The sequence below is a fragment of the Mangrovimonas sp. CR14 genome (assembly GCF_011764015.1).
Lineage (GTDB): Bacteria > Bacteroidota > Bacteroidia > Flavobacteriales > Flavobacteriaceae > Mangrovimonas > Mangrovimonas futianensis.
The window spans coordinates 288,493-300,959 of the sequence record NZ_JAAFZY010000001.1 but is presented as its reverse complement, the minus strand read 5'-3'; the positions used below and the strand labels follow the sequence as shown (position 1 = coordinate 300,959).

The following is a 12,467-nucleotide window of genomic DNA, read 5'->3' as shown; positions in this document are numbered from 1 at the left end:
TTGTAGAGATTAAAAAATAAGTATATATTTGCACTCGCAAAAAGAAAAAACACTCCTCCTTAGCTCAGTTGGTTAGAGCATTTGACTGTTAATCAAAGGGTCCTTGGTTCGAGCCCAAGAGGGGGAGCAAACTTAGAGAAAGCCATCAGAAATGATGGCTTTTTTTATGTTTAATTCTTGGGAAGCTGGTTAACTCTGGTTAAAAGCTCAAAAGCAATATTTCTACTTTTGGTTCGACATCCATTTTTTGACAAAATCAATTTTTTAGGGAATAATTAACCAATTAAACCAGTTTTTGTTAATCTGTTTATTCTATTTACGTTACGTACAGGTTTTGAGCTTTTTTAATGATTTTTATCATTTTTTAAATCTTAACTTTTTAATAATTTATATATCAAAATCTATATGTCATGAAAAATTTATATTTTATTTTGATAGTTGTATTTTGTTTTACAATTGCTACGTCATGTTCAAATGATGACGGTGACACCAATCCTGTTGTTGAAAGAACTTTTTTAGAACAATATCAAGGAACTGTTTGGCATATTGCGGTTAATGAATTTAACAGCGAATTTTTAATGTTTCATAATGACGAGTCTGTTCCTTTTGAGCAGTGGTTATTGATATATGGACAGGGATGTTATGAAAATTTTGATTATAAGATTAGTGAATTTAATGCAATAATCACCGAAAATTCTGAAGAGTATTTGGAGATTACATTTGATAATGAGCATGTTTGGATTATTGCAGTGGAAGAGAATTTGCTTCACTGGATTGACGTGAGTGAAGAAGGAGTGATGGATTATATTTATGACAGACAAAGTCCAGGAGTAACAGATGATTTAGAGATTTGTCCTTAGTAGATTAATCTTATGTTTCGTCAGTATGTTTTCAGCCACGCTTTCGATTACAGACAATCTTAATTAGTAAATAACGATATTCCTACTAAAGTGGTTTAATTTGTGGGAGCTTTCAAAGAAAAGCCTTGAGAAATCAAGGCTTTTTTGTTTTTAGATCGTTAGGAACTATTTCTGGTAGGTTAAAATCTGATTCGCTTCCAGTAGAGCCCCTTTTAAAGCGTTATAATTGACTTTTTGAACTGTTGTCTTATTCTTGAGGGCAAGGTCAGCTAATTGAGAAGCAGATTCTCCTAACAGCATAAAAACAGGTTCCATCCGAATACTTCCATAGGCGATATGTGAACTCGATAAACAAACAGGTACAATTAAATTAGTGCATTCATTTTCTTTTGGTATTATAGACCTCATAGAAATACTATAAGGGTGTGGTGGATTTACCCCAATATCGCCTTCATTTTCTACATGATGAAAAAAGGTAACAAATCGTTGTACATTGTGAGAATCTAAACTGTAGGAACCCATCCCTATTGGGTCCTTTATTTTTTTCTTCCCCATGACATCATGCTCAGTCATGACATAGGAGCCAATCATTCTGCGTGCTTCTCTGATATACAATTGATGTGGAAACCCGTTATTGTCCTTGAATTCATCCTTTGCATAACCCCATTTAGCCATGGCTAATCTTGTGGAATCAGGGACTCTAGGATCGGTCTTAATAAAGTAAAGCAAACCCTGTTGATAGGCTTGGTGCTCTTTTTCTATTTCTTTCCGTTTTTTATAAGACGCCTCAGGATATTCATAATTCATTCCTATGTTATCATGACTAAAGGGGCCGTGATTATTGACATCGGTTTTACCATTTGGAATCGCATCAAATTTGACAAAAGTTTGGTCCCAACCAGCCTCATAGATTCGGCCTAATAGTTCATAATTTTTGGGGTTGTAGCCATCTGGTTTTGTTATAGGTATGAAATTATCCCTAACTTGAGTTAAACATAATCGGTAGCAATAGGCCTCAACACGATGATCTCCATCACCATTTTTGCCAGGAGTATCCTCAGATATTTTTGGCAATAGACCAGACTTTTTGCTATTATGCTCCCAATAGGCATTGATTTTTAAATCTTTAAAATTATGATCATGTTGGAATACTCCTTTTTGAATCCCATTGTAATTTTCATTATAAACTGAGTTGGATTCGCGTCCTACATGATAGGAGACCCCAGTTAAAGCCATTAAATCTCCTTCATAAGAAGCATCAATAAATATCTTTCCTTCTATGCGTTTACCAGAAAGGGTATAAAAGGCGATAATTTGCCGAGCTTCTTTATCTAATGGTCGTTCTCGATCTAACCACTCATTTTTTAAGATTTGTATGGGATATTCTTTTAACCAGTCATCAAAAATTTGTTCTGCTACATGGGGTTCAAAAGTCCACATCGTTTGGGTCTTATCATCTATACTTGGGGCATCTTGACCTTTATTTTTAAACTTGTTTCTGGAAACCCAATTCCAAGTCGTTTCTTCTGAATAATATTGATAAACCCTATGGTAAAATTCCTTGGCTAACCCGCCAATGTATTCTTTATGACCACTATCTGTGAATCCCAAACCATTGGTGGTCATACCTCCTAAATGGGTGTCGGGAGAAATAATTATTACACTTCGGCCCAAGGAAGCTGCTTTAATTCCCGATATAATCGCAGATGACGTACCTCCATAAATAATAATATCTGCTTTATAGTTTTCCTTTTGAAGAGTATTTTGACTAAATGCGATGGAAGTCAAAAAAATAAGAATAATAATCAAATTGCTCCTTATCATAATGGATTATTTAAAATTGTCAAATTCATAAATCAAGGGTTCTTCTTGGGACCAAAGTATCTTAAAACCAAATAACCGATAACTCCAGATAGAGTAGACCCGATTAGAATACCAAATTTGGAGTCCTCAATAAGTTTTTGGCTATCAGCATAGGCCAGATTGGCTATAAAAATAGACATGGTAAATCCGATTCCGGCCAAAAAGCCAATACCAATAATTTGTTGGTATTTTATGTTTAAAGGCAATTCAGAAAGCCCAAACTTGGCACTCAAAAAGGAAAACAAAGAAATCCCCAGACTTTTTCCAACGATAAGAGCGATGGCTAGATTGGTCACTAGGGATAAATCAATACTCTCTGTATTACTAGTAAAATTGATGCCTGCATTGACTAGGGCAAAAATGGGAATTATAAAAAAAGCAACCCATCCGTGCAGCCCATTTTCTTGTAATTGAAGTGGTGATTGTACTTTATTGGTCCAATCTTCAATATCATCTATAGCATAAATTTGCTCTTTGGTAAGTATTGGTTTATTTGAAGCTTTGGCTTTAGCTAATTTTCTCACAGTTTGTTCCAATTGCGCAATAGAGCTTCTTACCGTAAAAGTCTGACTCAGGGGCAGGGTAAAAGCAACCAAAATTCCAGATATGGTTGGATGAATCCCTGATTTTAAAAAGAGCATCCAAATGATACAACCCAAAATAACCGAAACGTATTTGCTGTATTTTTTTAAGAATAAAAGTAAAACCAAAATGGCATAAGGGATCATGGCCATAGCTAAGAGCATCCATTCAATTTTAGAACTGTAGAATATGGCAATGGTCATTACCGCTAAAATATCATCAACGATGGCCAAAGCCGTTAGGAATATTTTTAGACCGATGGGTACTCGTTTACCTAAAACTGTGAGAATAGCCAAAGAGAATGCAATATCTGTAGCCATTGGTATTCCCCAACCTTTGGTTGTTTCAGGGTTGTCATTTAGAAAAATAAAAATCAAGACAGGTAAAATCACACCGCCTAAAGCAGCATAAATGGGAAGTGATGCTTTTTTTAAGGTATTGAGTTCTCCAATTAAAATTTCTCGTTTCACTTCCAATCCAATCAGGAAAAAGAAGATAGACATGAGTCCGTCATTTACCCATAATAGGACCGGTTTGATTAACTCAAAATTTCCAAATCTGAATCCCAAAGGGTAGTTCTTGAAAGCTTCATATGAGTCTGACCATGGTGAATTAGCCCAAATAAGAGCTACTATGGTGGCAAAAAATAAAATGAAACCACTGGAGCTGGCTATGTTTACAAACTTTTCAAATGGCGTAAGAATGAGTCGTTTTATTGGAAATAGAGTACGCAATGGAAAGGATTTAAATTTTCTAAAAATTACTAATATTTATAATAATCTCAAAGTCGAGAGCGTCTTTCCACATGAACCATGTGTAAAATTTATACGGATTTCATGGTGCATTTCACATCATTACACAGATTCCTTTTCTCAATAATTGTTCAAAATAACTTTAAGTATTAGAAAAACAGATGATTATATTGTTTCAAGTGATTTAAATGCTATCTGGCATGTTTGTTTCAATAGATATCATAAATCAAATAATAACAAATAAACTTAGTATTATGAGAAAAGTAATTTTAACCGTCGCGATATTGGCGGGAGGATTGTCAGCCTTCGCCACCACTAATAATTCATGTGAAACCCAAAATATGATAGTAGTTATGGTGGATGATTTCAAAGAAATCGCCATCAATAAATTGCCTACCGCGGTAACCAATGCCGTAAAAGACGATTTCGAAACAGCTACCATTAATAAGGCCTATATCAATAATAAAGGTCAGTACAAACTAGATTTGATGGTAGAGGGAACAACCAAAACCGTTTTTGCTTCCAAAGATGGAAAATGGATAGATAAAGACGATTTAAATGAAATTGATGATTAATAGCTAAGAATAAATTTTATCCTGAAAACTCGAATTTTTTCTTGTTAAAGGGGCGTTTTAGTAAAGACGTCCCTTTTTTTATGTTTTTTTTAAAGGAATTGGTGAAGCTTCCTTAATACTTTTGTAAAAAAGGAGATTACTTGTATGAAATCCATATTGTTGGTAGAAGATGACATCACATTTTCTGAGATGCTTAAACTGTTCTTAGAGCGCCATGACTATAAGGTTCAAGTGGCCTTTAATATGGAAAAGGCTGTTTTGAAGCTAAAATCTGAATCCTACGATTTGGTTTTTACAGATTTGAGGTTGCCTGATGGCGATGGAATTTCATTGCTGAAGAAAATTAAGACACATTATTACCAAGTGCCTGTCGTGTTGATGACTAGCTACGCTGAAGTTTCTACCGCTGTTCAAGCTATGAAACAGGGAGCTTTTGATTATATCTCCAAACCTTTCAATCCAGATGAAGTTTTAGAAGTCATTCACAATGCCTTGGAAGATCAATTACCAGAAGAAATAGAAATCCTGGAAAATAACTTATCCGAGAATAAATCAACTCCGGATACTGTTGCTGGAATCAGTGGAGCATCAAAAACATTGAATGATTACATTGGGCTGGTAGCACCAACAAATATGACTGTTCTAATAAGTGGAGAGAGTGGAACGGGGAAGGAGGTTGTTGCTAGAATGATCCATAACCAAAGTAATAGAAAGCACCAACCTTTTGTTGCCGTAGACTGTGGTGCTATTCCAAAAGAGTTGGCATCTAGTGAATTCTTTGGTCATAAAAAAGGTTCTTTTACAGGGGCCATAAGTGATAAAACGGGACACTTTGAGGCAGCCAATGGTGGAACACTCTTTTTAGACGAGGTAGGGAATCTAAGTTATGATAATCAAATTCAATTGCTTCGAGCGCTACAGGAAAGAAAGGTCAAGCCCATAGGTAGTAATGAAGAAATAAAAGTGGATATCAGACTCATTACAGCTACCAACGAGAATTTATTTGAGGCGGTTGGGAATGGAGACTTTAGGGAAGATTTGTTTCATAGGCTTAATGAATTTTCTATCAAAGTTCCAAGCTTGAAGGATCGTATGGATGATTTCGTGCTATTTGCAGACTTTTTCCTTGATATGGCCAATGAACAATTGAATAAGTCGATAGTAGGGTTCTCAAAAGAGGTGATGACTTTGTTTCAGCAATATTCTTGGCCTGGAAATCTGCGTGAGTTGTCCAATGTCATAAAGAGAGCTGTTCTTTTGACTCAGGATCAGGTGATTGAAAAACATTCGCTTCCTGAAGAATTTGGAAAAGAGCAATCCAGCCAAATTCCTACTAAAACTTTTTCGACCAAAGAAAATGAAAAGGAATTAATAGTGAGTGCACTAAAAGAGGTAGGAAACAATAAGACCCAAGCAGCTAAATTGCTTAACATCACTAGAAAAACGCTTTATAACAAATTAAAGGAGTACAATTTGTCTTAGCCGAGATACGATTTTAAAGAGGCTAAAAATACTTCCATATTATCCTGAAATGCTTCAAATTCTTCTTCGGAAATGGTTGATGCCGTTTCAAATTTTTCGAGATACGGTAATAGCTGCTCCACCTCTAGTTGTCGATACATGCTCAACATCTTATGGCTTACTTGGTTTATAGCCTCAATATTTTTATTCTGAAAAGCTTGCGTCAAATGGAAATAGTTTTGTTCGTTGTCTTCAGAAAACAAGCGAAGCGTATTTTTTATGGCCTCGGGATCATGATTCATAAAAGATCCCAAAGATTTTACGCTGAATCCTTCAGGTTCTGATGATTCAACAGAAGATGAGTTTATTTCGGCCTCAAAAGAACGACTCTTAAAATACTGAGTCAATAATTTTTGTAGCTCATTTGGGTGAAAGGGTTTGATCAATACTTCAGCAAAGCCACTTTCTTTGTAATCTTCTACGGAAAGATTTGCCCGACCTGTCATGGCAAAAATGGGTTGGTTACTATAGGTTGGCTCCTGTTTTAGACGCTCCATAAATTGAATACCGTTCATTTTTGGCAACTGTATATCCGTGAGCACAAAATCATAGGTAAGTCCGTGCAATTGTTCTAATGCCGCTTGCCCATTGGAATATAAATGAGGCCTCACACCATATTGGACTAACAATTCATTCAGTAATTGTCTTAAGGAGGGATCATCTTCAATAATCAAAGCGGTAAGATTCCATTGGTTTTCCAAAGGAGCCTGAGTGTCCAATACTATTTGCTGTTTTGAAAAAGTAACAGGAATTCTTAGGGTAAAAGTACTGCCTACGCCCAAATCACTTTCAAGGGTCAAGGTGCCTCCCAGCAATTCCGCTAATTTTTTGGAAATAGTCAAGCCTAAACCAAACCCATTTTGCTTAGTCTCCTCACTGGAATCGGCCTGCGTAAAGGCCTTAAATATAGTTTCTTGCTGGTCTTTGCTAATACCAATTCCTGTATCGCTTACGGAAATTTTTAAAAAGTCATGAGATCCTTCAGATTCTAAAGTGCTTCTAACTTTTATACTGCCCGTTTTGGTAAATTTATAGGCGTTTACAATCAGGTTGTAGAGGATTTGTTTGATTCGAAAGGGATCGCTAACAATAGGCCATGATATTTGTTCGTCATGTTCTACTATGAGTTCTACGGGCTTGTTTTTATAAATGTTTTGCGCACCTTGAGCAATGTCATCGATATTCTGTCTTATATTGAATGGTACTGATTCAATAGCTATTTTCCCATCTTCCAATTTTGAAAACTCCAAAAGATCCTCCACCAATTGTCCCATGTAGGATGAAGCATTCCTAATATGCTCTAGATAATTTTTTTCTTTAACTGAAGTGGTATTTTTTTGAAGCAATTCACTGTAGCCCGTCACAGTACTTAACGGCGTTCTTAAGTCATGACTTACCATAGAAATTAATTGCTCGCGACTCTTTAAAAGGGAAGACGTGGTTTTATTGGCAGCTTCCAATTGTTTTCTGTATTCCTGACTTTTCCAAAAGTCATTTAAAATGATAAAGGAAAAAATAACTATCAATATAAAACTGATAACAGATGCTATAATGATAATTTGTCGGCTATGATTTAAGGTTTGTGCCCGTTGCTTATTTAAATTGTTTGAATAAAGAATGATATCACTTTCCAATGCTTTTAAGAGCTCTCTTAATTTACGGGAAGTAGTAAGGTCGTTTTCAATCAATTCTCGTTCTGTTTCCAAGAGGGAGGCTCTTTGTCTGGTATTGTCACGTTGTAAATCCCTAAGCATACTTTTGGAAATGGTCACTATGGAATCAATTTCCTTCTGGCTTATAGTGTTTATAGAATCTTGCGGGTTGTATTTATTGATGAGGTCTACATATTCTTGAAGATTTGTTTTAGTCTTCCTATCCAAGGCATTTGGGTTTTCTACAAAGTCTTCTACCGTGATTTTTCCTAAAATAGATTCAATAGAGCCTAACTTCTTGATAGCCTGTTCGATTGAACGATCTGAATTGTCATTTAGTTTCAACTCCTTAAGGTCTGTAATGTTTTGAAGTTTTTTATTAAAAACAACCTTAATACTATCCAAAATGAGCTTTTGATAGTCATTATCTACCATGAAGTTAAGGGAATCTATTTTTTTAAGTAATGCTTCGTTTTCCTCAACATAAACATCAAACTTTTCAGAAGAACTTAGTTGAATAGCAGCCCGAGCCAAACTTTCATTTTCATAAATATCGGCAATTAATCCACCTGTTTTAATGATCTTGTTGCGATCAGAAATATCTTGGTTTTGGAATTGGGTAAAAGTTTTGATTTCAGATAATACCAAATAACCCGAAATGACTGCGAGGATACCTAAAATAATGTAGCCAATAATGACTTTGAGGGTAATTCTGTGCTTTGGTAGCTTCATAGATCAAAATGAAATGACAAGGTAATCAAATAATTGAAAATTTGTACCAGCAGCTCCTATACCCAGACTAAAAAGGCATGCTATTTTCTTTTGTCTATTACAAGAATGGGCTTTCGGCTCATGGAAGGAAAGCGTATGGTTTCAATTTCCTTTTTGTCATGGAATTCTATTTTAGGAGTAACCCTTAGTTTGGCTCTGAAATGATCCTTGATATTGTGCATGAATTTATCTGATTTATTATGGCTCGCAATTTTTATACAGATTTCATCAGTACCAATATTATTATGATAAATTTCTATAACATAACATTCTACCTCATTAAAATCATTCAATATATTCTCCATGGCAGGAGGGTATAAGGTAGTTCCTTTGTATTTAATCATTTGCTTCTTTCTCCCCACCACAGGCCCCAATCTCATGGTATGACGACCACACTCACAGGGTTCTTCATGGGCTGTAACCATATCTCCCGTTTTAAATCTTAATAGAGGCATACCCTCAACACCCAAGGTGGTAATGGTCAATTCGCCCACTTTTCCAGAAGGTACGGGGAGGTTGTGTTCATCGAGTATTTCAGCTATAATTAATTCCGGATGATGATGTCCCCCTTTTTGAAATTCACATTCGGTAAAGGCGGTATTCATCTCTGTCGACGCATAGGTAGAGAATAATTGAATGTCCCACTGAGAGGTGATTTTTTCAGCTAAAGTATTTAAGGTGAAATCTTGATTCCTCAAGGATTCACCAATGCAGATAGCACCTTTAACACCAGATTCTTCTAAATTAATATCATGCGACTTCGCATATTCTATCAATTTAAGAAGGAAAGAAGGAACAACAATTAAATAGGTTGGTCGGAATTTTAGAATAGAATCCCATTGCAGTTCTGGTATACCAGCACCAACTCTAATGATACCTGCTCCCAATTTTCTTACACCCAGAAAATAGGCTAATCCTGCCATAAATCGGCGGTCTATGGTGGTCATCAGTTGTAGTACATCTTCGCCAGTCACACCAGCACAGGCAAATGAAATAGCCTCATTATAGGCCAAACGATCAAGGTCTTTATCTGTTAGAGCAAAAGTTACCGGATCCCCTAAAGTGCCAGAGGTCGTTACATAATCAATGATTTTGTTTTTGGGTACACAAAGAAAGTCGTCATTATATCTTTGAAGGTCATCCTTGGTGGTCACTGGAATTTGAACCAAATCTTCTAAAGTTTTGATTTGCTCTATATCAATATTTTGACCTGCAAACAGCCGTTGGTAAAAGGTGGAATGTTCCTTTAAATACGATAATAATTCTTGCAGTTTGGCTTCTTGGAAAGCCTTTATATTTTGTACGGATGCTTTTTCTATTTCAGGAATCATTCGTCTAATTTCCGATGTGTTTTTTTAATATAAGTTTCGACCTCTTGTTTACTCGGTATCGTAGTAATTTCTTTGGTCAGTGCTTTTTCAAAATTAAGCAAAGCCTCATTGTATTCTCTTTTTTCGTAGTAATATTTACCAACTAAATAATGAACTTGCCAGAAGTTTGGGTTTAGCGCTTTAAAATGGTTTAGAAATGCTGTTTCCAAGGAGGTGTCTTCCTCTATAGCTTGAACTATCTTCCGACTATCAATACGATAAGTTTCATAATTTTTATAAGCCTCGGTATAAAGGAAAGGATCTTTTTCAATGGTTAACCGTGTTTCCTGTAATGAGATTTCGGGTGAAGCGTTGATGGAACTGTCAAAAATTTTATTCAAGTCATAGGCTACAAATGCTCCTAACTGGTAAGGATTGGAAGAAACCCAGACCAATCCCTGCTCTGGTTTGAAAACAATACCGTGATGGGCTAGTAATTGATTTAAGGCTTTTTCGTTCCCATAACCTATAGCCTCGTCATGAAGACCTTCTTTATTCCTCAAAATGTCAATGGCTTTCTTAGGAGTAAGTTTTTCAGTTTGGTTCAGCAGTTCCTCTATACGCTCATAGCGGTATTGGGAATGACTTTCGGCTATATGCTTTAAATTTCTTTCATCATCTTTGTAAGCATCACTCTGGAAGTGGTTGGAGCAAATCAATTCATTGGAGTTCGTAACTTCATAAACACCAAAGTTCTTTGGAGACACCTCGATGGTTACAGCCCTCTTATCATTTGCACTACCCACAAAAATAGATTCTGAAACAAATACCTGACGTTTCTTGGCTATGGCGATTGCTTCTTCAATATTTGATGCATACTGCAAAATTTCTCTTGTCACCAAGGAAATAGGCGTTTTTGCAGCCCAAGGTATTTTTGATTTGCCAGCATTGATGGTTACTGTAAGTCCTTGGGTATTCATTCCTGAAACAACACCTATCATTCCCGGCCAAGTAACAGACATAAAAGCGTAACCATCTTGGGGTTCAACAAAAGCGATGATTTTATTTTTTGAAAAGTCATCACCAGCATAGAAATCAAAGTTTCTGGCAACAATCAAGCTGCCATCTTCTGTTTTGTTTCCCCAGGCGGCAAAGGAAGAACAACCGACCAAAGCCAAATCTTGAAAAGCATGTCCAATATCATGGGCGCCATGAAAGTAAAGAATGCGAAGATAATCATCGGCAACATAGTCGTATTTATCACCAGCATATTTTGATAACCCGTAGATTTCTGATTTGTATTCTTCAGGAATGTGTAGGTACATTTTTCGGTTGTACCAGGCTAATATTTTTCTAAGTAGTTTCTGTTTGAATTTCGATGGGACCATGTCCTCCACCTTTCCCAAAAAGGCAGCTTCTTGTTTCACAAAGAGTTCCTGGGTCAAAAGTCCCGTTTTCATTCCGATTTCGAGAGGATCGCCAGAAACCATAAGTTCCCATTGCCCTTGTTCGTTTTTGGTAAGATGGCTTGAATTAAGCACAAAGGTGGAATCATTGATTTGGGTTCTTTCGGGAATGTTATGATTGTAATTACTTACCTCTGGAGCATCTTTAATGGACTTAGAAACACCACAAGACCAAAGATTGATAACCAAAAGACCAATAATAAGCCAAGAAGGAGCCAAGGATTTTATGATAGAAGTTTGGGCGTTATTCACTGAGATTCTTATGGGTGTTTTTGATGGTGATTTCGTTTTTATAATCAATCCATTTCTGACCACACAATTTACGCATACCGTTTTCAAAATGCCGCATAAAAAAAACATTATATAACATTTTAGCAAAGGTCTTTGGTTTCTTGGTGAAAGCTCTAAGAGTCATGGAAAAACCACCATTGAGATATTTAATATAATGCCAATAACCACTGGGCATATACAAAGCATCACCATGATTCATGACTACTTCATAACCTTGTAATTTCTTTAAGGCAGGGTAGGTTTCAAAATCGGGATTGTCTAAATCTATTTCTTCTAAATTGTGTACCGAAAAGGGAATTCTATAAAGGTATTGAGTTTGATCTGGAGCAAATAGCATAACACTTTTTTTTCCATGAAAATGAAAATGAACCAAATCGGATAAATCCATATCATAATGCGGAAGTACTTTTGAACCTTCACTTCCGAAGAACATAGCAGGCAATCTTTTGAAAAATTTTAGACCGATATCGGGGTATTCAAAATCCGAAATCAGTTTTGGCATGTTATCTAGAATGTTATAGAAAAAAATCCTCAGGTCAGTGGGTTTCGTCTTTAAAATCTCTATGTAATCATAGAGTTTCATTTTCATAACGGGTTCAGCCGAATATTGTTTTCCTTTGGTGGGTTCATTATTGTAAAGAGGCACTTCTTGATCTCCAGATAGACTTTGAATATAATCCAAATTCCATTTTTTGTAGGCCGGCCATTCTTTTGTCAAACCTTCAATTAAAACAGGTTTTTGAGGTTTATAGTACCTTTCAATAAACGCTTCTTTTGAAATGTCTTTTACTCTCTCAATTGGTTTGGTTTGAATCCTTTCCATA

Annotated in this window: 9 protein-coding genes and 1 tRNA gene; 4 read left to right on the top strand and 6 right to left on the bottom strand. The window is 35.9% G+C overall.

Features of this window, described 5'->3' with window-relative positions:
- The first annotated feature begins 53 nt into the window (after positions 1–53).
- A tRNA-Asn gene (locus GZ212_RS01250) sits at positions 54–127 on the top strand.
- A gap of 283 nt (positions 128–410) precedes the next feature.
- On the top strand, positions 411–860 hold the full coding sequence (locus GZ212_RS01245) for a hypothetical protein (protein WP_166956553.1): 450 nt from the start codon (positions 411–413) through the stop codon (positions 858–860).
- 165 nt (positions 861–1,025) lie between these two features.
- Here GZ212_RS01245 and GZ212_RS01240 read toward each other — a convergent pair whose 3' ends face one another.
- Positions 1,026–2,684 (bottom strand): FAD-dependent oxidoreductase, encoded by a 1,659-nt coding sequence (locus tag GZ212_RS01240; RefSeq protein WP_166956550.1) that lies wholly within the window; start codon positions 2,682–2,684, stop codon positions 1,026–1,028.
- 32 nt (positions 2,685–2,716) lie between these two features.
- Entirely contained in the window at positions 2,717–4,039 is a 1,323-nt protein-coding gene (gene nhaA, locus GZ212_RS01235) for a Na+/H+ antiporter NhaA (RefSeq protein ID WP_206080359.1), read from the bottom strand.
- 272 nt (positions 4,040–4,311) lie between these two features.
- Between nhaA and GZ212_RS01230 the strand changes: the two genes are divergently transcribed.
- Positions 4,312–4,632 carry a hypothetical protein gene (locus tag GZ212_RS01230; RefSeq protein ID WP_166956547.1) on the top strand — a complete coding sequence of 107 codons (321 nt, stop codon included), beginning with the start codon at positions 4,312–4,314 and terminating at the stop codon, positions 4,630–4,632.
- A gap of 144 nt (positions 4,633–4,776) precedes the next feature.
- Positions 4,777–6,114: a sigma-54 dependent transcriptional regulator gene (locus GZ212_RS01225; protein WP_166956544.1), complete on the top strand. Its 1,338-nt coding sequence runs from the start codon at positions 4,777–4,779 to the stop codon at positions 6,112–6,114.
- Here the strand turns inward: GZ212_RS01225 and GZ212_RS01220 are convergent.
- The 4 genes from GZ212_RS01220 to GZ212_RS01205 form a co-directional block, all read right to left on the bottom strand.
- A complete protein-coding gene (locus GZ212_RS01220) occupies positions 6,111–8,537 on the bottom strand; it encodes an ATP-binding protein (RefSeq protein WP_166956541.1) in 2,427 nt (808 codons plus the stop codon). The two genes, GZ212_RS01225 and GZ212_RS01220, sit on opposite strands and share 4 nt — an antisense overlap.
- 80 nt (positions 8,538–8,617) lie before the next feature.
- Positions 8,618–9,907, bottom strand: a complete 1,290-nt coding sequence (locus GZ212_RS01215; RefSeq protein WP_166956538.1) for a phenylacetate--CoA ligase family protein — start codon at positions 9,905–9,907, stop codon at positions 8,618–8,620.
- Positions 9,904–11,604 (bottom strand): C45 family autoproteolytic acyltransferase/hydolase, encoded by a 1,701-nt coding sequence (locus GZ212_RS01210; protein ID WP_370520423.1) that lies wholly within the window; start codon positions 11,602–11,604, stop codon positions 9,904–9,906. The genes GZ212_RS01215 and GZ212_RS01210 overlap by 4 nt, the downstream gene beginning before the upstream one ends.
- Positions 11,597–12,466, bottom strand: coding sequence for a cupin-like domain-containing protein (locus GZ212_RS01205; RefSeq protein WP_166956535.1), 870 nt, complete (start codon positions 12,464–12,466; stop codon positions 11,597–11,599). The genes GZ212_RS01210 and GZ212_RS01205 overlap by 8 nt, the downstream gene beginning before the upstream one ends.
- Between the last annotated feature and the right edge of the window lies 1 nt (position 12,467).